11 protein-coding genes are annotated in these 24366 nt (G+C 65.0%); 5 read left to right on the forward strand and 6 right to left on the reverse strand.

What is annotated here, in order from left to right; genetic code table 11:
* The first annotated feature begins 28 nt into the window (after positions 1-28).
* The 5 genes from ABH922_RS07620 to ABH922_RS07640 are packed head-to-tail and all read left to right on the forward strand — an operon-like array spanning position 29 to position 16396.
* Complete coding sequence (locus ABH922_RS07620; protein ID WP_424806336.1) at positions 29-12241, forward strand: amino acid adenylation domain-containing protein; 12213 nt, start codon at positions 29-31, stop codon at positions 12239-12241.
* 24 nt (positions 12242-12265) lie between these two features.
* Positions 12266-13351, forward strand: a complete 1086-nt coding sequence (locus ABH922_RS07625; protein WP_424806337.1) for an ABC transporter substrate-binding protein — start codon at positions 12266-12268, stop codon at positions 13349-13351.
* A gap of 58 nt (positions 13352-13409) precedes the next feature.
* Positions 13410-14453 (forward strand): endonuclease/exonuclease/phosphatase family protein, encoded by a 1044-nt coding sequence (locus tag ABH922_RS07630; RefSeq protein ID WP_424806338.1) that lies wholly within the window; start codon positions 13410-13412, stop codon positions 14451-14453.
* 18 nt (positions 14454-14471) lie between these two features.
* Positions 14472-15497 (forward strand): glycosyltransferase family 2 protein, encoded by a 1026-nt coding sequence (locus ABH922_RS07635; protein WP_424806339.1) that lies wholly within the window; start codon positions 14472-14474, stop codon positions 15495-15497.
* Positions 15494-16396 carry a glycosyltransferase family 2 protein gene (locus ABH922_RS07640; RefSeq protein ID WP_424806340.1) on the forward strand — a complete coding sequence of 301 codons (903 nt, stop codon included), beginning with the start codon at positions 15494-15496 and terminating at the stop codon, positions 16394-16396. Before ABH922_RS07635 ends, ABH922_RS07640 begins: the two co-directional genes overlap by 4 nt.
* Here the strand turns inward: ABH922_RS07640 and ABH922_RS07645 are convergent.
* The 6 genes from ABH922_RS07645 to ABH922_RS07670 form a co-directional block, all read right to left on the reverse strand.
* Entirely contained in the window at positions 16380-17696 is a 1317-nt protein-coding gene (locus ABH922_RS07645) for a lipopolysaccharide biosynthesis protein (protein WP_424809601.1), read from the reverse strand. The genes ABH922_RS07640 and ABH922_RS07645 overlap by 17 nt on opposite strands.
* 2 nt (positions 17697-17698) lie before the next feature.
* Positions 17699-18580, reverse strand: a complete 882-nt coding sequence (locus ABH922_RS07650; RefSeq protein ID WP_424806341.1) for a beta-1,6-N-acetylglucosaminyltransferase — start codon at positions 18578-18580, stop codon at positions 17699-17701.
* Entirely contained in the window at positions 18577-21093 is a 2517-nt protein-coding gene (locus ABH922_RS07655; RefSeq protein ID WP_424806342.1) for an alpha/beta fold hydrolase, read from the reverse strand. Before ABH922_RS07655 ends, ABH922_RS07650 begins: the two co-directional genes overlap by 4 nt.
* The gene (locus ABH922_RS07660) at positions 21090-22235 is read right to left on the reverse strand and encodes an LLM class flavin-dependent oxidoreductase (protein ID WP_424806343.1); all 1146 of its coding nucleotides are present in this window, start codon (positions 22233-22235) and stop codon (positions 21090-21092) included. Before ABH922_RS07660 ends, ABH922_RS07655 begins: the two co-directional genes overlap by 4 nt.
* A 4-nt stretch (positions 22236-22239) precedes the next feature.
* Entirely contained in the window at positions 22240-23424 is a 1185-nt protein-coding gene (locus ABH922_RS07665; protein ID WP_424806344.1) for a 3-dehydroquinate synthase II family protein, read from the reverse strand.
* 81 nt (positions 23425-23505) lie between these two features.
* The gene (locus ABH922_RS07670; protein WP_424806345.1) at positions 23506-24321 is read right to left on the reverse strand and encodes a 2-amino-3,7-dideoxy-D-threo-hept-6-ulosonate synthase; all 816 of its coding nucleotides are present in this window, start codon (positions 24319-24321) and stop codon (positions 23506-23508) included.
* Positions 24322-24366 lie beyond the last annotated feature (45 nt).

Here is a 24366-nt window from a genome sequence, read left to right on the forward strand (position 1 = left end):
GGACTGCGCCCGCACCCGGTCGCGCAACATGGGAGTCAGTACATTGCAGTCGTCGGTTCCGGTCACAGCAGCTCAGCGGACCATCTATTTCGGCCACCAGCTCGATCCAACCGGCTTCCTGTACAACACCGGTCTGTACACCGAGACGGTCGGTGACGTAGACGTGACGGCGCTCGCTGCGATGGCGCGGGCCGTTCTCGATCAGGCCGAGACCTTGCACGTCAACTTCGGTATCGACGACGACGGTGAACTCGTTCAGTTGCCGCGGGGACACCGCGACTGGGACCTGGAGATCCTGGATTTCCGGGACGAGAGCGATCCGGCCGCCGCGTCGACGGCGTGGATGCGTGCCACCATGAACGAGCCGGTCGATCTGGCGTCCGATCTACTGTTCCGTTTCGCCTTTCACCGCATTTCCGACAACAGAATCCGCGTCTATCAGCAGTATCACCACATCGTCAACGACGGCTACGGCATCACCTTGGTGCTCGCTCAGATCGGCAAGGCGTTCGCCGCCGGCACCGTTCCGGACCTGTCTACGGATTGGGCACTCGAGCGGTACGTGCAGGCCGATCTCGACTACGTGGGCAGTGAACAGTTCGAACAGGACCGCCGCTATTGGCTGGGTGAACTGTCCGACTTGCCGGTGGTACCTCGACTGATCGAGCGCGAGGCTGCTCCCGGGCCGGGCGTGATGCTCGGTTACGCCACGTTGGACGCGCCTCGACGTGCGCAGCTCGACCGATATGCCAAGGCGCACGGAATTCGATTGTCCTGGTTGATCATCGCGATGATCGGCGCATACGTCTCGCGGGCGACCGGCACCGAGGACGTCGTGATCTCGCTCCCCACCGCGGCCCGCGGTGTTCGCGAGCTGCGTACCGCGCCGAGCATGGTTGCCAGCGTTCTGCCGATCCGATTCGACGTGAGCGAACGATCGCGCATGATCGACGTGGCCGGAGCGATCGAGCAGAAGGTCTGGAAGCTGCTCAAGCACGGCCGGTTCCGCGGTGAGGAGTTGGGCCGCGAACTCGCCCGTCGCGATCCGAGCTGGCGTCCGCCGGGTATCGGTGTCAACATCATGCCCGCGTCGACGTCGCGGCACATCATCGGCGACTCGAGCCGGGCACACATGCTCTCGTCCGGACCGGTCGGTGAAGTGGAGTTCATCGTCGTCCTCGAAGGTGCCGGTACCCCGATCGAGATCGGACTGCGCGGCCACGACGGTGACGAAGCCGACGCGCAGCAGCACATCGGTCAACTTCTCGAGTTCGTCGACGCGTTCCTCGATGACGAGGAAGCCGGGGTGGGCGAGCTCGACTTCGACGGTGCAGCGCCCACATCGCGTGAGGCGGAGTCGTCCCTCCCACACGACGAAGACGGCAGTGGACCGGTCGGGTTGATGCCCATGCTTGCCAGGCAACGTGACCTGGGCCGGTCCACCTCGGAGCAGCTTCACGAGTACCGGACAGGCGTCCCCGAGGCGGTCTCGACAGCAGATCTGGCTGCTGCTCTGAGTTCTCTCGTCGATCACCATCACCTGCTGCGGGCGACGCTGGCGGCACCGGTTCCGGTGTTGTGGATGCTCACCACCGCGCCGCCGCACACGATTTCGGGATCGACCTTGGTGTCGGAGATGTCGTTGCCACCCGGGTCACCGACCGCAGACATTCTCGAGCTGGGCGGCGTTCGCCCCGACCCGGCTTCCGGTCGTCTTCTGCACGCGGTGCTCAGCTCCGGCGTCGCCGGGCGTCGTGAAGTGGTGTTGTTCGGCGCTGCCGGAATCCTGGATCCGATGTCGTGGACGGTGGTGACCGACGATCTTCGGCTACTGCTCGCCAACGCGCGCCGCCGAAAGCAACGAGCATTGCGTCCGGTTCCGACCTCACTCAAGGCGCACGCGCAGGCATTCACCGAGCAGGCATCGTCGCCAGGTCGGCTCGGTGAATTGACCAGATGGTTGGACACTGTCGCCGCCGGCGCCGACCTGGTTGTCGAACCCGGTGCGGCGACCGACGATGCGGAACCACTGACCCGGACCGAGTCGCTCGCTGCCGGGGAGTACCGGTCGTTGGCGGGGTCGGGAACGCTCGACGTCTGGGTCGGTCTGGTTCTCGCGGCGGTAGCCGGAGCGCACGACGATGCCGAGCGCACCGAATTGTTGGTAGACGTGTGGCGCGACGGGCGCGCCGGTCTGACCGAAGGGGCCGACGTCAGTCGTACGGTTGGTCCGATGGGATGGACACACCCGATCCGCGTGGCCCTCGACTCGGATCCACTCACTGCCCTGCGGAACGCGAAGGAAGCCCTGCGGGCGGCACCGGACGACGGTGTCGGCTGGCCGATGCTACGACATGCGAACGTGCAAGCAGCGCAAGCACTTTCCGTGAAATCTGTACCCCAGGTTCTGGTCCGGGACGGGGGTGCGCGACTGGGGGCCTACGTTCTGGATGTCGCCGTACGGCAGACGGTGGACGGCGGTGCGTCGGTGCAATTCTCCTCCCACCACGGTCTGACCGAATCCGACTTCCATTCGCTGGTCGACCGCTGGTTGTCCGCGGCCACCGAATTGGTCGAGGTGGCCGGGCGCGGCGGCGCCGGGCTCACTCCCTCCGATCTGGCGAACATCACTCTCGGTCAGCGTGAGATCGACCGCATCGTGGCCGCGAGTCCGGTGATCGTCGAGGACATCTGGCCACTGTCGCCGCTGCAGCGTGGTCTGTACTTCCAATCCCGGTTCGACGACTCCACCGACATCTACACCGCCCAGTTCTCCCTCGACTTCGGCCATCGTCTGGACGTGAATCGGCTGCGTACGGCGATTGCGGCGATCTTGGACGAGAACCCTACTCTGCGAGCAGGTTTCACGGACGACGGTCTCGGTGATCCCGTGCAGTACATCGGGTCGGGACTTCAAGTCCCGTTCACCGAGGTGGACCTGTCCGAACTCGACACCGCCGAGCAGGTCTCTCGTGCCGCCGAGCTCGAACTCGCCGACCGACTCGAGCCCTTCGACGTGAGTACACCGCCGTTGTGGCGAGTGCTGTTGATCCATCTCGGAGAGATCGACCGCTTGGTGATCAACCGCGAGTTCATCTTGTGGGACGGCTGGTCCGGAGCATTGTTCGTCGAACAGCTGCTCAGCCGGTACGCCGGTGACCCGGTCGTGGCTCCGGAAGCCGGGTTCACCGACTATCTGACGTGGTTGGCCGGACGAGATCACGGCGAAGCGACTGCGGCGTGGCAACGTGAGTTCGCCGGATTCGAGACGCCGACCTTGGTGGCCGGGGCCGCGGTGGCGAAGTCCGCGAAGTTGCCCACCAGGATCGAATCGTATGTGGACGAGGATCTCACCTCGGCGCTGCGCTCGCGGGCCCGCACCAGCGGGGTCACCTTGAACGCGGTCATGAACGCGGTGATGGGACTTGTCCTGGCGGCCGAGTCCGGCCGCACCGACGTCGTGTTCGGCTCCACGGTCGCCGGACGCCCCACCGAGATCGTCGGTCTGGATCGAGTTCTCGGTATGTTCCTCAACACGGTTCCGGTGCGCGTGAACCTCAGTCCCACCGAGACCGTCGCCGCGTTGTTACGCCGGATGCAGGACGAATACGTCGACCGGATGGAACACGAATACCTCGGACTCGGCGAAATCCAGCGTGCCACCGGGCATGCGCAGCTTTTCGACACGCTGTTCGTGCTGCAGAACTTCAAGAACGCCTCCGAGATGGCATCGGCGTCGGCTCGCCACGACATCGTCGCCGAGGACAGCCTCGACCACACGCATTATCCACTGGCCGTGGTCGTTTCACCAGGTGAACGCCTTCACGTCAAGATCGATTATCGCGAAGAACTGGTGTCGCCGCAGCGTGCGCACGGCCTCCACGATCGATTCCTGGCGTTGCTGCGCATCGTCGCGGAGGACGACGTACGACTGGTGGGCAGCATCCCGTCCTTGACGGCGGACGAAGCGGCTCGCCAGGCCACCGGCGCCAACGCGGCCGGTGATCTCGACGACGTCACCATTGCCGAACTTCTCGTGGAGAGGGCGGCACTCTCACCCGATGCATCTGCGCTCGTATTCGGCGACGAGAGAATCGATTTCGCCGAGTTGGGTCGCCGGGTCGAGGGCCTCGCTCGAACGTTGATACGGCGCGGAGCCGGCCCCGAAGCGGTGGTGGCGCTGGCGCTGCCGCGTTCGGTGGAGATGGTGGTTGCGTTGTTCGCCGTCCTCCGCAGCGGCGCCGCGTACCTACCCCTCGAACTGGACCAGCCGGACGAACGACTGCAGACCGTGATCGTCGACGCACAACCGAGCCTGTTCGTGAGCACCTCTGCCGTCGCCGAGCGGCTCGGATTCGACTCGAGCCGATCGGTTCTGCTCGACAGCGCGGGCAGCGGTGACGACAGCCCGCTCACCGCAGCCGAACTCGGGCGCTTTGCGCCGGGAACCGCGGGCCGACTGGATCATCCGGCCTACGTCATCTACACCTCGGGTTCGACGGGCAAGCCCAAGGGCGTCGTCACTCCGTATCGTGGGTTGACGAACATGCACTTCAATCATCGCGGCGCGATCTTCGACCCCGTGGTGAGCGCCGAGGGCGGTCGGACGTTCCGAATCGCGCACACCGTGTCCTTCGCCTTCGACATGTCGTGGGAGGAGCTGCTCTGGCTGGTCGAGGGCCACGAGGTACATATCTGTGACGAGGATCTACGCCGCGATTCGTCGGCGCTCGTGCGGTACTGCGACCGGCATCTGATCGATGTCGTGAACGTGACCCCGACATACGCCACCGCATTGTTCGGCGACGGCCTGCTCGAGAACGGGGCAGCATCGCACCGTCCTCCATTGGTTCTTCTCGGTGGTGAAGCTGTACCGGACTCCGTCTGGAATCGACTGCGCGAGACCGAGGGAACGCTCGGATACAACCTGTACGGACCTACCGAGTACACGATCAACACTCTCGGCGGCGGAACGTCGGACAGCGACTCGCCCACCGTGGGAACACCGATTCTGCGGACCGACGGCTATGTGCTCGACTCCTGGTTGCGGCCGGTTGTGGACGGCGTACCCGGTGAGTTGTACATCGCCGGAGTCGGGCTCGCTCGCGGCTATCTCGGACGCACCGATCTGACCTCCGAGCGTTTCGTGGCGGATCCGTTCGTCGTCGCAGGCGCCGACGGGAGGGGCCGACGGATGTACCGAACCGGCGATGTCGTGCGCCGCCGCGCCGACGGGCTCATCGACTATCTGGGCCGGATCGACGACCAGGTGAAGGTTCGCGGCTATCGGGTGGAGTTACACGAGATCGAGTCGGTGATCGAGGCCTTCGACGGCGTCGCGGCCGCTGCCGTGATCGCCGTACCCGATCCGCTGGTCGAAGGCACGAAGCGTCTTGCCGGATACCTGGTTCCGGTGGCGAGTGCGGACGACGGCCTCGTGGGCCGAGTGGTGGACCATCTTCGCGCCGTACTGCCCGATTACCTGGTTCCGGGCTACGTCGCGGCGATCTCGTCGATTCCCATGACGGTCAACGGCAAGCTGGACACCGCCGCCCTACCTGAACCCGACTACAGTCGAGCCGCCGGGACGATCGAGCCGCGCACGGACGCCGAACGGGCGCTCGCCGCCATCTTCGCGGATCTGCTCGGCCTCGACCGGATCGGCGTCGAGGACGACTTCTTCGAACTGGGCGGGCATTCGATGATCGCGATGCGTGTGGTCAGCCGGGTTCGGGCGGAACTCGGTGTGGAGTTGACGATCCGGGATCTTTTCGAAGCCAGGACCGTCGAGACTCTGGCGGCCAGGCTCTCCTCGGCCGGGGCCGCGTCGGCAGCGATCACCGCACGAACACGACCGGAAGTGCTGCCACTGTCGGCGGCCCAGGAACGGCTCTGGACGGTACAGCAGCTCACCGAGGACAGCCTTCCGTACCACTACGCGCATCTCGCGCGTCTGTCCGGTTCGGTGGACATCGCGGCGCTACGACAAGCGCTCGCCGACGTGATCAGCAGGCACGAACCGCTACGGACCGTCGTCGACCTGGTGGACGGCGCCTACTGTCAGCGCATCCTCGACGACACCGATGCCCCGGTGCTCGAGTTCCTCGCGCTTCCCGCCGAGGACGCCGAAGCGGCGATAGCTGCCCGGTTGACGGCCCCGTTCGATCTGCGGGTCGAGGCTCCGTTGCGAGTGACGTTGGTGGAGACGGGCGTCGAACAGTTCGTTCTCGCGGTGGTCCTGCACCACATAGCGACCGACGAATGGTCGGACGTGCCGCTGCTCGGTGACCTGACGAGGGCATATCTGGCTCGCAGCGGGGGAGCGGCGCCGGACTGGGCGCCGCTTGCGGTGACCTACGTCGACTACGCACTGTGGCAACGAGAGCTACTCGCCGGCGATACCGGCACGAAGCAGGCACAGTACTGGGCCGATACCCTGGCCGGTCTGCCTGCCGAGACCCCGTTGCCGATCGACCGTCGCCGACCGGAGCATCCCAGCGGAACCGCGGGCGCGATCACCACACTGGTCGGCGCCGAACAGATCGAACCGTTACGCGCCTTCGCCGACCGACGCGGCGCCAGTATGTTCATGGTGCTGCACGCGGCGACAGTGGCAGCGCTCTCGCACTTGGGGGCCGGTACCGACATCGCGGTCGGTACGCCGGTGTCCGGACGAAGTGACAGCGCGCTGGACGACCTGGTCGGATTCTTCGTCAACACGCTGGTCCTGCGCACCGACCTGTCGGGGAATCCCCGGTTCGGTGAACTCGTCGATCGCGTCAAGGTGAACACCCTTGCCGCGTTGGATCATCAGGAACTGCCGTTCCAGGACGTGGTCGAGGTGGTGTCGCCGCCGCGCGTCGAAGGGCGGAACCCGCTCTTCCAGATCATGCTGAGCTACCTCCAACGGACCGGCTCCGCACCCGACGTCCTGGGGATACCCACCGAATGGGAGCAGTTGTCGTCGGTGCGGGCCAAATTCGACCTCACCGCGACGTTCGTCGACACACCTGACACCGGTGAGGTGGCGCTACACCTCGAATACGCGGCAGATCTGTTCGATCACGACACTGCCGTGATGATCGGCGACGCCGTCACCCGGGTACTGACCCAGGTCTCGGCAGACCCGGCAGTGCCGTTGCGGTCGATCGAGGTGGTCGGGCCCCGGGAGTCCCGGCGCCTCGCCGCACTCGGCCGCGGCCCCGTCGTCGACTTCGACCTGCACACCCTGGCGACGCAGCTCACCGAGAGCGCCCGGCGTTCGGCCGACCACACCGCCGTGGAGTCGGAGACGGAGCACCTCACGTACCGCGAACTGGACGAACACTCGAACCGGTTGGCGCGGCTTCTCGTCGACTCCGATGTCGGTCCCGGCGACGTGGTGGCGGTGGCAGTGCCTCGATCGGCGGCGCAGTTGATCGCGATCCACGCCGTGGTCAAGAGCGGCGCGGCGTACATGCCCGTCGACACGACGTTGCCGACTGCGCGAGTGGACTACCTTCTCGCGGACAGTCGACCGGCATTGGTTCTGACGGATGCGTCGTCGATCGAGCGACACGATCTCGCTGCCTCCGCTGCGGTCGATCTGGGTGATCCGAGCGTGCAGGCCAAGATCGCGACATTCGATTCGGCCGCCGTCGACGACGCGGATCGCCGGTCGCCGTTGACGCTCGATCATCCGGTGTACGTCATCTACACGTCCGGTTCTACCGGAAACCCGAAAGGTGTTGTCGTCTCGCATCGCTCGGTGGCCAACCGGCTTGCCTGGGTGCAGGAGCGATCGCCGATCACCGCGAAGGACCGGATGGTGCTCAAGACCCCGGCGACTTTCGACGTCTCGGTGTGGGAACTGTTCTGGCCCGCCGTCAACGGGGCAGTCACCGTCGTTGCCGGACCCGATACGCACCGAGACCCGGTGCAACTGGCGCGTTTGCTGAGCGAGCGGGCCGTGACCATCGCCCATTTCGTTCCGTCGATGCTCGACGAGGTGCTCGAGGAAACCGGACTCGCCGGATGCAGCGCCCTGCGTCTGGTGGTGTGCAGCGGTGAAGGACTGGGGCGCAGCACTATCGAACGATTCACTCGCGCACTACCGCAGTGCCGGATGGACAACCTGTACGGGCCGACCGAGGCCGCTGTCGAGGTCACCCGAGCGGGCGACGTCGGCGCATGGGTCACCACCACCGAGGACCGGGGAACCTCCGACATCGGCGGCGCAGGCGACAACGTGGATCTCTACGTTCTCGACGCCTGCCTGCGGCCGACACCGGAAGGTGTACCGGGCGAGCTCTACCTCGGCGGAGTCCAGGTGGCGCAGGGGTACCTGCGCCGGCCCGCGCTCAGCGCGCAGCGCTTCGTGGCCGATCCGCTCTCGCCCGTACCCGGTGGTCGGCTGTATCGAACCGGTGACCTCGTGCGATGGACTCGTAGCGGCACCGTCGAGTATCTCGGCCGAGCCGACGACCAGGTGAAGATCCGTGGTCTGCGTGTCGAACTCGGTGAGATCGAGAACGCCATGGTCACACTCGACTCGGTCGGTCGTGCCGCGGTCGTCGTGCACCCCAACGCTCAGGGCGAATCAGTGCTGGTCGGGTATGTCGTTCCCGCCACCGGTTCGGCCCCCGACACGGCGTCGGTACGTGCCGGTCTGAACCGGGTGCTTCCGGAGTATCTGCTTCCGACCATGATCGTGGTGCTCGATTCGCTACCGGTCAGCTTCAACGGCAAGCTGGACCGCAAAGCTCTACCCGCTCCGACGTTCGCGGCGTCGACGGTGGTCGATCGCGAAGCCACCGCCCTCGAGGCGCAGGTATCGGAACATTTCGCCCGCGCTCTCGGTGTCGACGCCGTCGGTCTCGACGACAACTTCTTCGAACGCGGTGGGCACTCGCTTGCCGCTGTCCGACTGGTCAATTCGCTGGCCGGTGAACTCGGTGTGGACCTTGCGCTGCGAACGGTGTTCGACGCCCCGACCGTGGCGCAGCTCGCGGCCCGGCTCATACCGAGTTCATCGACGGCAAGGCCCGCACTTGTTCGCCGCGAGCGTCTGGACCCGATGCCGTTGTCGTTCGCGCAGAACCGGATGTGGTTGATCGAGCAACTCGGTGCCGCGGACGGCGCCTACAACGTGCCGTTGTCCTGGCGGGTGCCGGGAGCGGTCGACGTGGACGTGCTGGCCGCGGCCCTTCGCGACCTCGTTTCCCGGCACGAGGCGTTACGGACGGTGTTCCCGGTGGACGAACGCGGGCCGCGACAGGTGATCGTGGCCCCGCAGGACGTCGAGATCGACATCGTCGAGACTGCTGCCGTCACCGAGGATGCGGTGTCGGCAGAACTCGGCACCGCCGCGCGGCACCAGTTCGACCTGGCACGTCGTATTCCGTTGGCAGTAAAGGTGATCCGGACGGAATCGGATACAGTTGTGGCGCTGATCATTCACCACATCGCCGTGGACGAGTGGTCGACGAAAACACTGGTGACCGACCTCGCCACTGCCTACGCACTCCGGCAGGCGGGCCAGGGCCCGACGTGGGACGATCCCGCGATTCGCTACAGCGACTACACGCTCTGGCAGCGTGAGCTTCTCGGGGACGCCGAAGACCCCGACAGTGTGGCGGCGCGCCAACGTGAGTACTGGCGCACCGCGCTCGCCGGTGCCCCGCGTGAGCTGGGTCTTGCGACGGACCGCCCGAGACCGGCGAAGATGAGCTACCGCGGCGGCGCGGTGTACCTGGGACTCGATGCCGACGTCGTGCGCGGCCTTCGCGAGGTCGGCGCCCGTGCAGGCGTGAGCATGTTCATGATCATGCAGGCCGCCGTGACCGTGCTGCTGCACAAATCCGGTGCAGGCGAGGATATTCCGATCGGTACCCCGGTCTCTGGCCGATCCGATGCACAACTCGAAGATCTGGTCGGATTCTTCCTCAACACCGTGGTCCTGCGCACCGACCTGTCCGGCAATCCGACGGTGCAACAGCTACTCGCACGAATTCGCGACACCGATCTGGAAGCGTTCGGGAATCAGGACCTTCCGTTCGAGCAGGTGGTGGACGCCGCGCTCGGAAGCGGTCGCAGTCTCTCGCGGGCACTGCACCCACTGTTCCAGGTCATGGTCGTCTACCTGACCGAGTCCGACCCGGCCGGCGGGTTCGGCGGTTTGCCGACCACGCCCGTGCCCTTGGACGTCACCACGGCCAAGTTCGACCTGTCCTTCGACTTCGTCGAGTTCACCGGCACCGATACCGTGGTCGGGAAGATCGAATACAGTTCCGACCTGTTCGATCGCGCCACTGTCGAACGGTTCGCGGACGGATTGGCGCACGTGCTACGCGAGTTCGCCACACTGCCGTCGGATCGCACTCTGGCGCAGGTGAACACGATGGACGACGTCCAGCGCGAGCTGATCGCCACCTCGTGGTCGAGCAATGTCGGTGAAGTGCCGACGGGCACCGTGATCGACCTGTTCGAGAGCGCAGTCGCCGAGCACGGAAGTGAACTCGCGATCGTCAGCGGGGCCACATCCTGGACGTTCGACGAAGTCGCAGTGCGGGTGCGCCGGTTGGCGAGGTTGCTCATCGAGATCGGGGTGGGCCCGGAAGTGCCGGTGGCTCTGGTTCTTCCGAGATCCGCCGAGACCATGGCCGCACTGTTCGCGGTCTTGGCGGCAGGTGGGGCGTACGTGGCGCTCGATCCGGCGTCACCGCGTAGTCGAATCGAGCAGGTTTTCGCCTCGGCGGCACCCGCTGCAGTACTGACCACGTCGGATCTGATCGCGTCGGTGCCGAGCGGCACGTACCCGGTACTCGCTCTCGACTCGGTCGAGGTGATCGACGAGGTCGCCACATACGGTGACACACCGATCACCGACGCCGAGAGGTTGTCGCCGCTGCGGGCGGAGCATCCGGCATACGTGATCCACACATCCGGTTCGACCGGTACGCCGAAAGCCGTCGAAGCACTTCACCGTGGTCTGGTCACGCTTTTCGCCAGCCATCGACGCGATATCTACCGACCCACCCAACAGCGGGCCGGTCGGGACCGGCTGGCAGTCGGGCATGCGTGGTCCTTCGCATTCGATGCATCGTGGCAGCCGCAACTGTGGCTGCTCGACGGGCACACGGTGTGCATCGTCGACGAAACGACGCGGCGCGACCCGGCGAAACTCGTGGCCCAGGCGCGGGCCCAGGCATGGGATTTCGTGGAACTGACGCCCTCACACCTGGCGCAGGTGATCGAAGCCGGCCTGCTCGACGGCCACACCGCTCCCGTATCGCTCGGGTTCGGCGGCGAAGCGGTCGATCCCGGTCTCTGGAGTGCGTTGCGTAGCCGCGCGGGAGTGACGGGCTACAACCTGTACGGACCGAGTGAAAGCACCGTCGACGCGCTGATCGGCCGCACCGACACTCACCCCGAACCGGTTGCCGGTCGCCCGGTGACCAATACCGCCGTCTACATTCTCGACGGCCGGCTTCGCCCGGTGCCGGTCGGAGTCGACGGCGAATTGTACCTGGCGGGCGACGGCTTGGCGCGCGGCTATCGGTCCGACCCCACTCGTACGGCCGAACGTTTCGTCGCCGATCCCTTCGCCACGGGCGGGACGAGGCTGTATCGCACCGGTGACCGAGCCAGGTGGACGGCCGACGGGAAGGTGCAGTACCGCGGTAGAGGTGACGATCAGGTCAAGATTCGTGGGCACCGGGTGGAGCCGGCCGAAATCGAAGTGCTCATACGTGGTTTCACATCCGTCTCCGATGCCGTCGTCATTGCGCGTTCGGACGGCGGGAGTAGTTTGCAACTGGCCGCCTACGTGGTCCTGGCCGAGGCCGCCGATCCCGCCGACATCCGACGGGCCGTCGCGGCGGTCCTGCCCGACTACATGGTTCCGGCGTCGGTGACGGTAGTAGAGCATCTGCCGACTCTGACCAACGGAAAACTGGACAAGACGGCGCTACCTCGCCCCACCACCGAGCCCGTTACCTATCGGGAGCCGGTCACTGCAGTCGAGGTGCTGCTGTGCGAGGTGGTGCGCGAGGTCACGTCCGTGCCGCGGGTGGGTGTCGACGACGACGTCTTCGCTCTGGGCTGCGACAGCATTTCCGTCATGCGGATTCTGGTTCGCGTGCGCGCGGCCGGGTACGAGATCGACGCCGCCGCCGTCTTCGACTCGGGATCCATCGCCGAACTCGCCGCATCCGTAACGACATCGGACATGACGCGACCGGCCGATCTGCCAGTGCACTGACATACCGACACGAAAGGGAAACAGATGAATTCTGCGGGGATATCGAGTAGAGGGCCGCGACGTACCGGAGCCAAGATCGGACTGATCGGCGCGGCATCGTTGCTCGCTCTCGCTCTCGTGGCGTGTGGGTCCGACGACACGTCGACTTCCGCGAGCTCGTCGAGTGCATCGAGTACATCGGTGTCGGCACCGGCTGCCACCGGCCAGTTCCCGGTCACCGTGTCGGGTAAGTTCGGTGAGTCCACCATCGCGGCGGCTCCTACACGGGCACTGCCCCTGTCGCCGCAAGACGCCGACATTCTTCTTTCGCTCGGAGTCACGCCCATCGCATTGCCCGTCGATGCGCAAAACCTCGCGGCGACCGACCAGACCGGTGTCTGGCCGTGGGAAAAGGATGCGCTGAACGAAGTTCCGCCGTTGCTGAACATGGACGGCGGAGCAGGCGCGATAGCGGAGAAGATCGCCACCCTTGAACCGGACCTGATCGTGTCCACCGGATTCTGGGGGCTCGAGCAGGGCCAGTTCGATCAGCTGAACCCGCAGGCGCCCGTGGTTCACTTCGATACCAAGGCCAACGGCGAACCCTGGCAGAACTCGACACGCAAGATCGCCACGGCATTGGGAATCCCGGAAAAAGCCGAAGAAGTGATCGCCGCGGCCTCCGCCCAGCTCGACGCCGCGAAGTCCGCTCATCCCGAGTTCGCGGGCAAAACCTACAACGCGGTGATCGGTGACCTCGGTGGACAGCTGTCGGTGTTGGCCTCGGACGAGCGCGGAATCGGACAGTTCCTGACTTCGCTGGGGCTGACGTTGAGCCCCTACGCGTCCACACTCACGGTCGATGCGGACGGTCGCGGTGTGCTGTCGTACGAAAACATCGGTGAGCTCGGCGCGGACGTCCTCGTGGTGGTGTCCCCGACTGGTGATCTGGGATACCTGACGAAGTTCGACGCCTGGAACCAGTTGCAGGCGGTCCGCAGTGGCGCCGTCGTGTCGCTCGCTCGCAACACCGGTCTGCCGAACTCGGTCGGGTTCCCGTCCGCACTCTCGTTGACGTGGGCCACCGATCAGGTCGTTCCGATGATCGCGGACCGTCTGTCGGGCAAGTGAGCGAGTTCGAAGTCGGTGCTACGGCATGAAGCCGGTGACACGGCATGAGTGATTCGGCGTGAGTGGTGTGCAGCCGTCGGAGTCGGCCGCTGCCTCGGTCGACTCCGGGCGCAGCGGTCGGTGGTGGCTACGCAGGACGGCCCGCGTCGTCGGTTGGGCGGGCGTGGCGGCGGCCGCCGTCGGGGTACTGACGCATTACGTCGGACTCGAGAGCAACAAGTTGATCATCCTCTCCTCCTTCGTGCCGCAACTGATCGGCGTCGGTGTGGTCGGTGTCTGCTTTCTGGCACTGACCGGATCCTGGAAGTCCGGGGCCGTCGGCGTAGGGGTGCTCGCACTCGGATTGTTCACGCAGGCGCCCTTGTTCGTGGCCGACACGCAGGACTACTCCGGCTACACCGCGGGACCGGATCTGCGCATACTGCAAGCGAACATTCGATTGGGCGAAGCCGACGTCGATGCGCTGCTCGCGCAGATCAGAGATCGCTCGGTCGACGTACTGACCGTGCAGGAATTGACCGACGACGCGGTGGATCGGTTACGAGCGGCAGGAGTCGACTCGATACTGCCCCACCAGTACCTCGACACCAGGGAGTCGGGTGGTGGGGGGACCGGGATCTACAGTGCGCTGCCGCTTCGGGACACGGCGGTACTCGGCCGATTCGCGATGGCGAATCTGCGAGCGAAGGTCGACGTCGGAGAAGGGCGCACGATCAGTCTCGTTGCCGTGCATCCGATGCCTCCTTACCCGTCACCTGCGTGGATGTGGGCGGCAGAAATGGAGAAACTTTCGGTTCTGGTACATGATCTCGGCGCCGACGGTGACCCGATCGTCGTCAGTGGCGATTTCAATTCGACTTACTCGCATTCGAGATACCGGGCTATTCTCACCGACGGCTTCGAAGACGCCGCGGAACTGACCGGCGCCGGGTTGGTGCTGACGTATCCGGCCGACAAGATGTATCCGGCGATGATCGGGATCGACCACATCGTGGTCCGCGACGTGGCGGTATCCGGTTTCGAGAGAGTGGATCTTCCGGGCTCGGATCACCATGGTCTCTTCGCAACTCTCACTCCACAATTCGCGTCGGAACCACGGTAGCGTGATGTACCGGAATTCATGTCCCGACGTTGCGGGACGATACAGTCAGGGGGTCGAGGAGTGTCTCGGGTAAGCGTGGTCATTCCGATATTTCGGTCGCTGGCGTATGTCGAGGTCTGCCTGAAGTCGGTTCTCGGACAGACTCGTCCAGTGGATCAGATAATACTGGTGGACGACTGCGGTGGTGACGAGTCGATGGCCGTTGCCGGCGAGTATCTCGATGACCATGGTGTCTCGTACGAGGTGGTGACGCACCCGGTCAATCGTGGTCTCGGATGTGCCCGTAACTCCGGATTGGCAGCTGCCACGGGAGATCTGGTGTGGTTCCTCGACAGTGACGACGAAGCCGACGAACGGTTCGTCGAGACGCTCGCCGGCGCGATCGACGCCTACGACGCGGATTTCGCCTGCTGCCGAACACTACGTGTGGACGAGAGCGGAAGTACTCTGCGAATAGACGAGCCGCCGGTTCCCGCGGCCGCCCTGACAGGCGTGGAATTCGCCCGACTACTCATCCGAGGCAACGCCAAGGCCTATGCCTGTACCAAACTCTTTCGCCGCGAGATCCTGGGGGACAAGCCCTGGGACGAGGGACAAGGTTACGAGGACATCGCGGCGATGATCCGACTGTCGCTGAGGGTGAACACCGTCGCTCTGCTCGACGAGCCACTGTACCGGTACCTCTACCGGGAAGGATCTATTTCCACTGCGCTGAGCCGACGTACCCTCGACTTGTTCAAAGTGAGCCACGACGCGGAAGAGGAGCTGGCACTGCACGGTCTGCGTCAGGACTGGAGCGAGGATTTCCTGGCCTTCCGGTATCGCGAGGTACTCACGTCGGTGGCGCACGTGGCCATGCGTGCCGACCATCAAGCGCCCACCCGACCCGAACTCTACGACGAGGCGTTGACCCGCGTTCGTCGCGCCGTCACGATGCGGGACGCGGCGGCGTTGATTCGAGCCGGGCACCGACGAGAGGCGCTGTTCGCACTTCTGGTCAAGACCTCTCCGCAGTTCTACTCGTCGGTGTTGAGATACCGATGAGCGCGGCTGCACCCCTGGTCACGGTGCTGGTCCCCGCGTACAACGCTGCTCCCTACCTGCGTGTGGCGATGGAATCGGTACTGGCCCAGGATTTCCGGGATTTCGAATTGCTGATCGTGGACGACGGCTCCACCGACGACACGCACGCGGTCCTGAGCCGCGTGACCGATCCGAGAGTTCGAGTCGTTCGTCAAGAGAACACCGGCCTCGTCGGTGCACTCAACAACGGGCTGGCGCTTGCCCGAGGCGAATTCGTGGCCCGAATGGATGCAGACGACCTCATGGCCCCCGGCCGGTTGTCGGCACAGCTGGCCATGATGGTGGCCGACGATCGGCTCGTCTCGTGCGGTACCGATTACGTTCTGTTCGGCGACGCCACGGGGCGGGTGCGGATGCCACGAACCGATCGGGCATGCAGGCAGCGGCTGCTTCTGGCGAGTTGCCATTGCGGCGCATCGGTGATGGTGCGTCGGTCGGTGCTCGACCGCAGCGGCCTCCAGTTCCGGCCCGAGTTCGCCCACGCCGAGGACTATCGGTTCTTCTCCGAGCTGTCCGAGCACGGGACGATGAGTAATGTGCCGATGGTCGGATATCACTACCGCATCTACGGATCGCAGGTCAGTTCGGTTCACCGGACAGCTCAACGGGACGCGCACCTGCGTATCGCGCGCGAGCACGCGCTCCGTACCGGAGCCGGTCCGCTCTCCGATCACCTACTCGAACGAATGCTGTGGCCGGTGAGTCCACCGACGTCCTCGGCGTCGGCCATCGCCGCCCATGTCGCCGCCACGGCGCGACCGGCAGTGGCGGCAGTTCTTCGGCGGCCGGGCTTCGAGACCGTACGATTCAGCGGGCGAAAGATCGTCGAAGCGCTGGCGGCGGTCAGGGCGTCGCGCTGACCGGCTCGGCGCCGACGTCGTCGATACGGGTGTCAGCGGAGGTGGTGAGTGCGGTGATCGCTCGCCGAAGCGGTACGAGAATCATCAGTACCGCCACGCATTGAGCCGACAGCGACCCGAGCCCGACTCCGATCAGCCCCCATTCGGTGACCATCACCGCGGCCGCGCCGACAGTGACGACCACGACGACGCATTGCACCACCAGCATGATTCGCAGGTGCCGAAGTATCTGGGCAAGAAGGAAGTACAGCATCACCACGGTACCGACAGCCGCGTCCACTGCCATGATCAGAACGAGAGTCGCCGCGGCATAGAAGTACTGGGGCCCGACCAGGTAGAGGATCAGCGGCCCGCCCACTGCCAGGCCCACCACGGACACGGCGGTCACGCTGCCGAGCATCCGAAGTAGGCGGTGTAACAATTGCCTCCGATCGGCACTGGGCATCGACGCCTCGACGACGAACGAGGATCCGACGGCACTACGCAGCAGGCCGACCGCCGAGCACATGGTCCAGGCTAGATTGAAGTACGCGTTCTGTTCGGTGCCGAGTGTCGAGACCACGATCAGCGGCAGGGCCAACGGAGTCACCGTCGTCACCAGGGTCATGGTGAAGAAGACACCCTGGAATGCCCACATCTCGCGGACCGGCGGTAGAGTCGCCACCTCGGTTCGGTCGCGCACGCCCGTGCGGAAGACGTAGAGGAGAGCTGCCGCGGTGACGGCGAACGCCAGAACTGTCCATGACCCGTTCAAGGCCAGTGCCGACCCGGTACCCGAGAGGGCCACCACGGGAATGATCTTCACCACCGACAAGGTGATGTTCTTCGCCGCCACTCCCTTTGCGAGACGGAGTCCGATCAGGATCGGATCGGTCAACGCGTACAGGGCGAAGGCGAGCACCATGAAGGGGAAGGTGGCGTATTCCGACGTGGACGCGAAAAGTCGATCGTTGGACGGATTGACGGCAAGGAACAAGAAGCCGAGTATCACCGCGACGGTTCCCGTGGCCGCGAGGCCACCGACTATCAGTTTGACGGACTGGCGACCGGCGATCGGCAGGAATCGTTGGTACGCGCCGCCGAGCGAGAGACAGGCAACCGATGCGAGCATCGTCGACGAACTGATCACGGCCGAAGCCCGGCCGACTTCCGCGGTGTCGAAGAAACGTTCGGCAACCGCCCAGTAGAGCAGCCCCAGCGCGCCGGTGGCGATCGACGACAGCATCAATGCCGCGGCATTGGACTCGAGACTGGGCCCGGCTGTGCGTAACCGCAGCGCCGCTCGCACCGATTCGGGCATTCTCACCGCGGGTTCACCGCGAATGCAGAATGCAGCGACGATGCCGGATCGACCTTGCGGGCGAAGTACGCTGCCGACGAGCTCAATCGATCGATATCGGAGGTGCCCAGGAGCTTCGGACTGACGGCTGTGGGATCCGCCCAGTCGATGAAATGCATGCCGTGGATGTTCTCATGTACGTTCTCGTCGACCGAATCGACTGTTCGGTCCTGTGAGATGGCCGCCGCGAACGGGGATGCCTTGAGAACGGAGTGGAAGACTATTTCGTCCGCGCACAGGGTGTGTCGATGGAACCGCACCCACCGGGGGTGGTTGTCCAGGAATGTGGTGACGTACGCCGTAGCCGGTTCGGTCAGAGCCCACCACGTCGAGCCGTGGTAGAGATCGATCGTCGAATCGACCGATCGAGGGATGCGTCCGCTGATTCGATGCCGCAACGGGAAATTCGAGTCCTGGAAGTGTCGCCGGTCGACGAAGTGTGGTCGCTGGGCGTCCGGGCCGGTCAGCTTCCGATCGATTCTGAGGAACTCGGTGGTGCTCGACCAGGCGTCGAATATGTCGTCGAGCGGTTTGATGAGAATGTCGGATCCGGACAGGAGCACGAACCGGTGGTAGTCGCGGCCGGATGCGCGAGCGGTCCGCACGAGGCTTTGCACGGCCCGGACGATACTGAGGCCGCCCCATCGAACGGTCACTCGGTCCGAGCCGCGGAGGAAAGTGATCGAACGCGATTCCCGGAGAGCCTGTTCGAACGGCAGCAACGACGTCGCGGCGTCGATGTGCAGATACACGTCGATCGCCTCGTGGTCGAGGGAGCGCACCAGATCGCGAACAAGCTCGGGATGCTGATGGGCGACGATCAGTACTGCTGCCCGGTCGTTCATCGACGCACCTCGTCGATCGCGTTCCGCACCAGCATCGCGGTGCGGGCGACATCGGGAGCTCTGAGAATGCCGACGTGATCGCCACGAATCCGCTCCACCGTTCGCACGTTGGGGGCGATGAGCGACCACCACGCAGGATCGTCCGGATTATCTCGAGCCATCGCGACGTGGACGGTACCGTCCCACGGTTGCAGGCGGTGCAGCAGGGCCACCCGACGTCCTTGCTCGTGGAAGAGATCCCACTGTTGCTGTGCCGGCCGTCGAATGATGCCGGCGGTGAGCAACTGTGCGCGGGTGCGCCACAACCGAAAACCGTCCGGAGCCTTCGGAACCGGCGGAGCGTCGGCAGGTTCGTCGGCCACCGCACCGCGCGGTAGCGCAGGTCCACCGACGGACAGCGGGCCGCCGAGTACGGTGTCCAGACAGACCACGGCCGAGACCGTCTCCCCGGCTTTCTCGAGCAGTCGAGCGACGTCCATGGCGATGACGCCACCGATCGAGTGCCCGACGAAGATGTACGGTCCGCGTGGTTGAACAGTGCGAATCCGTGCCAGGAACCGCCGTGCTGCGCGTCGAATAGTCCAGTCCGGCAGTCCACGATTCTCGAGTCCGTGTGCCTGTAATCCGTACACCGGCTGATCAGGTCCGAGTTCGCGGGCCAGCGGAAGCAAGGCCAAGGCCGTCGATCCCGCACCGGCGAAGGCGAAGATCGGATCGAGGTGACCGCTGGTCCGAAGTGGGACCAGTATCGATCCACGCGGGCGTGGGTGTGCATCGTCGAGGTGGTCGGCGAGGCGTTGGACGGTGGGATACTCGGCCGTCGACGCCGAGGTCAGGTCGACTCCGAACTCGGCCCGAATGCGAGTCAGCATCTGCTGGGTCTGCAATGAGTCGCCGCCGAGGGCTGCGAAGTCGTCGTCGAGGCCGATCGCGTCCAACCCGAGGGCGTCGGACCAGGCCGCGGCCACCGAGATCTCGGTTCGTGTGGTGGGGCGGCGAAATTCCGGTCGAGTCGCGGGTGCGGGCAGTGCGGACCGGTCCACCTTTCCGCGTTCGTTCCGGGGCAGGGTGGGCAGCAGAACCAGATGCGTCGGAACCATCCACGACGGTAGTGCTCGTAGGAGACTGCCGCGAACGTCGGCCACGGACGGCGCGCGGGTACCGGATTCGGTGGCGGCATACCCCACCAGTACGACGGTGTCGTCGACGGTGCGGGCGACAACGACGGCATCGGCCAGCCCGGGGATACGGCGTAAGGCGGATTCCACCTCGGCCGGCGCGACCAGGTAGCCCCGAACCTTCACGGTGTCGTCGCCACGGCCGAGAAGATGCAAGGTCCCGTCCGCGTCGAATCGGCCGAGGTCGCCGGTGCTGAATGTTCGCGCACTGCCCGGGGTTCGGCCGAACCGTGATTGATCGGCTGTCGGCACACCGTCTGCAGCAAGCGCGTAACCCTCGGCTATGTACGTGGATTCGACCACGATGGCCCCGGTGGCGCCCACCGGAACCGGCTCACCGTTCGAATCGACCAGACGGATCACCTTGTTGGTGGCAACCTCTCCCGCAGGCAGGATCCGATCGGGAATCGATCGGGTGGACGGGAACAGATTGAAGGCCAGGTTTCCGGTTTCGGACGAGCCGGAGAGATTGCAGTAGAGCAGCTCTGGTGAGGTCATCCGACGCAGGCGCACGACCTCGCTGCCGTGAACAGCCTCACCACACGTCGTGACGAGACTCAACCCGGCCAGGGCGGGGGAGTGCTCACACACCGCGAGAATCGCGCGCAACAGTGACGGTGTGGCGTGAAGGGTGTCGAGATCTTCGTCGGCAATCCAGTCGGGTACCGAATCGATCCCGGATTCTCTGGGGTCGAGGAAGTGCAGGGTTGCGCCGTTGAGAAGGGTGAACATCACCACGTCCATCCCGCCGCCGAAGCTGATGGGCAGTGCCATACCGATTTTCATCCCGGGGGCGATACCGAGCGTTCGCCGGAAATCAGCGGCCTGATTGAGCCACAACCGGTTTCCCTGAACCACACCTTTGGGCCGTCCGGTGGAGCCGGAGGTGAAGAGAAAGACGGCGCAGTCGGCGGCGGACACCGCAGGCAACTCGGTATCGGGCGCGGCCGGCAGTCGGGTCAAGTCGGCAGCCGAGACGGCGGTAGCTCCGCTGCGCGCCAGAATGTCGTCTCGGCGGGCCTGTGGTAGTTGGGAATCGAGCAGAACCAACGGACGACCGGAGATCAAGACGGTGACGATGGCCTGAACGCACTCGAGGCTGTTGTCGGTATCGATTGCCACCGCACCACGTCGGGGGCCGAGATGATCGAGGAGAGCACGAGCGCTGCGATGTGCGCGCGTACCGAGTTCGGTGTAGGTGAGCGATCTGCCTTTGCAGACCACCGCAGTCACATCACCGAACTCGGCGACGGCCTCGTCGAAACGTTCGCGAACCGAGCCCCATGGAACAGGCAGTGTGCCGGGTGCCGGTTCGCAGCCCGGAGTGTCGGTCATCTATCCGAGTCCCGGCCTGGTCGAACCGGGATGCCGAGTCGGGGGAAGAGCAGTTCCGCGGTGATCTTGGCCTCGGACACCAGCGGCCAGCCGGACAGGATCCACACGTCGATGCCGAGAGTCTCGCTCATCTCCGAGATCCGGGCGGCGACGTTGTCGGCGCTGCCGACAAGGTAGTTGCCGGTTCCCTTGCCTGCCACGTCGAACGGCGGTTCCGCGCCGGTCCAGGTGGTCAACCCCGCCGCCATGTTCGGTGCGAACTCGAGTTCGTCGCGAGTAGGGATGCGACCGTGACGTAGTGCTTCGATTCGTGCGCGCACCTGTGCGTCGTCGGACGTGAGTTCACCGAGCACCGGAAATCCGAAGCTGGTCAGATTCCGGTCCGCAGTGGCCAACACCGATTCCGCCGAGGTGTTGGCCAGTTGCCACTCGAAGCGTTGCCACGCCTGCTCTTCGGTCTCTCGGACGATCACACTCGCCAGTACGCCGAAACGCATCTCGCGCCCCGTGTCCGCAGCTGCCTTGCGGACCCGGGTGAACAGCGTGGACATCGACTCGGCCGGACCCATGAACGTGAGGTAAGCGTCGAGAACCGCTGCTGCATGGGAGATCCCGGCCGGGGAGGCGCCCGTTCCCCAGATCGGGACCCCGCCACTTTGTCGTGGGCCGGGGATAGACGGCTTGTACTGGGCGCCGTACCGGAAATACTCGCCGTCGTACGCGTCGGCGTCGTCGGCGTACAGTCGCTTGAACTGCTTCCAGTACTCCTCGGAGACCGCGTACCTCTCGTCCTTGGAATGGAACCGGCCGTATCGCGCCAGTACCGGATCGGCGCCGTTGACCTGATTGAAGATCAATCGGCCGCCGGAGTAATGGTCGAACACCTGAGCCTGCTCGGCAAGCAGTGTCGGTGGCTTCACGCCCGGATACTCCGGAATCAGAAATTTCAGTCGTTCGGTTTCGGCAACGAGTGAAATCGGTTCCTTGGCCGTGGTCAGCGCGCCGTAATAGCCGAGACGGTCGAGATTGCGCGCCTGCTCACGTAGAGCGGTGAACGACGGCGGGTAACGGTGCCGCGGATCCCACGGCACCTCACCGTCGTTCGAGCCGATGTACCAGAGTATGTCGGGGTGATCTGCCACAGCGTCAGCGCTCGTCGCAGAATTCGGTGATGGGTAGCCCCACGTGCCTGGCTTCGGTGGGGACGTAGCCGAGGAGCACGTCGCCCGCGGTCAACTCGGTGACGTTGTTGACGCTGCCCCCGGGACCGAGCAGGCGCACATGCCAGTCGTCCTGCGCGATGACGTTGACCTTCTTGCCGTTCGGTGCGACGGCGGTGATGGAGATCAGCGGGCGCTTCTCGATCTTGACTCGGCCGATCCGAACCTCCCGCACACTGCCGTCGGTGCGGATCGCGAGGATGGGCATACCGGCCTGCAGTTCACTGACGTAGCGGGTGCGGTTGTCCGGGCCGAGCACGTAGGAGTGCACCGCGCCGGCATTCCAGCGGAACGGCCGCGTCGGCATGTACGGCAGTGGATGGGTTTCGCTGCAGGACAAGAACATGCCGGTCGAGAACGAACCGATGAGGCAGCCCTCGTCCTTCTCGAGCAACGAGCACGTGTCGATGCATGCACGATCGCCCATGCCGATGTGCTCCACCTTCTCCACGATCAGTTCGGAGAGCTCCATCCCGGCGAGCTGGTGATCGACGATGCGTGCCAGCCGAACCACGTCGTCCGCACTGCGCGGCGCGAGGAGCAGCCCGTCGGAGCCGTGTTCGAGGACGAGCTTCACGATTTCCGCGTCCTCGACGTCGGTGACCGTCGTGATGGTGTGGCCCCCCGAGTTCTCGGCAGCAGCGATGACGATCTCGAGCGGAATCTTGGTCGGGTCGGTGAACGTGAGCAGTGTCCAGGGAACCTCGCGAACCACCTCACAGGCGTCCTGCAGGGTGCGGGCATCGGAGACGACGACGTGAACACCACGATCCGGAGTGTGGCCGATATGAGGGGAGTGAACCTGCGAGCGGTCACCGACGATCACCAGATCGACGTTGTCGTAGGGGAAGTCGTCAGCGACGGGTTCGTCGACCGCGAGAATACGACGGACGGTGGGCGGCAGACCGTCGAACGTGCCGATCGTGTCCGACAGAATTCCGTCGATCCGGTGATGCAGTGCTGCCTGGACGATCGCCGGGAGCAGGTCCTTGCCGACCGCGCGCACGTCGAGCCACGCGAAATGCCCTTCGCGGCTGACCGGTGTCCGCCGGACATCTGTACCTGCGCCGCTGACGGGCACTATCTGGTCGGTGACGATTGCGGTGTCCATGAGTGGACAAGTTCCCTTCGTTCGGTACTGCACGGGTCGTTCGGTACTGCGTTCACACATCCGCGTGTGAACGGTGATGGGCTACACGGATTCGAGCGCTGCCGCGCGAGTGTGGCGTTCCGGTGCGGATTCCATGACGGCGGGTCGATGCACGAGACTCGACAGTGCTGCGGTCACCGCGAACGGATTGTCGGCTGCAAAGACATTACGGCCGAAGCTCAGTCCCGCCACGCCCGAGCCCATGATCTCGGTGCCGAGGGCGACGGCCCGGTGATCGCCACCCATCGGCTCGCCGCCTGCGACGATTATCGGTATCGGGCAGCTGTCGACAACTTTTCGCATGGACTCTTCCGACCCGGAGTAGTCGAGCTTGACGATGTCGGCGCCCAGGTCGGTAGCGATGGACGCGAGGTGCGAGAGTTCTGTTGCATCCGGCGCAGTTGCGCCGCGCTGGGGTCCGCGCGCGTACATCATCGCCAACAACGGAATGCCCAGGATTTCACATTCTCGAGAGACGGCACCGAAATCCTTGAGTTGTTCGTTCTCTGTCGGAGCTCCGATGTTGACGTGGATGCTGACCGCGTCGGCACCGTATCGCGCTGCATCCTCGACCGTTCCCACCAGAACCTTGGAATAAAGGTCCATGCTGCGGGTAGTGCCCGCCGAGAGGTGGACGATCAGGCCGAGTTTGGCGAAGGTCCGGGGCGAGACGTGCCGGACACGTCCACGATGTAAGACCACGGCGTCGGCACCGGCATCGGCGAGGGTGCGGACGGTGGTGTCGGCGTGCTGGGCGTCGCCGAGTGGCCCGATGGTGACCGAATGGTCCATCGGGACGATGAACATTCCGGCCCGTCGAGTGACCGGAAATCCGGGACAGTCGAATCCCTTTGCCACTGAGGGACTGGGATTGCGACTGAGATGGGAGGGTAAGCATCGTGT

This window comes from Rhodococcus sp. 27YEA15 (assembly GCF_049739425.1).
In the GTDB taxonomy this organism is placed as follows: domain Bacteria; phylum Actinomycetota; class Actinomycetes; order Mycobacteriales; family Mycobacteriaceae; genus Rhodococcus_F.

Excerpts from the sequence above, each read along its gene's own strand:
- ABH922_RS07620 (WP_424806336.1), top strand. The coding sequence starts at position 29 with ATGGGAGTCAGTACATTGCAGTCGTCGGTTCCGGTCACAGCAGCTCAG.
- ABH922_RS07625 (WP_424806337.1), top strand. The coding sequence starts at position 12,266 with ATGAATTCTGCGGGGATATCGAGTAGAGGGCCGCGACGTACCGGAGCC.
- ABH922_RS07635 (WP_424806339.1), top strand. The coding sequence starts at position 14,472 with ATGTCCCGACGTTGCGGGACGATACAGTCAGGGGGTCGAGGAGTGTCT.
- ABH922_RS07640 (WP_424806340.1), top strand. The coding sequence starts at position 15,494 with ATGAGCGCGGCTGCACCCCTGGTCACGGTGCTGGTCCCCGCGTACAAC.
- ABH922_RS07645 (WP_424809601.1), bottom strand. The coding sequence starts at position 17,696 with ATGCCCGAATCGGTGCGAGCGGCGCTGCGGTTACGCACAGCCGGGCCC.
- ABH922_RS07650 (WP_424806341.1), bottom strand. The coding sequence starts at position 18,580 with ATGAACGACCGGGCAGCAGTACTGATCGTCGCCCATCAGCATCCCGAG.
- ABH922_RS07655 (WP_424806342.1), bottom strand. The coding sequence starts at position 21,093 with ATGACCGACACTCCGGGCTGCGAACCGGCACCCGGCACACTGCCTGTT.
- ABH922_RS07665 (WP_424806344.1), bottom strand. The coding sequence starts at position 23,424 with ATGGACACCGCAATCGTCACCGACCAGATAGTGCCCGTCAGCGGCGCA.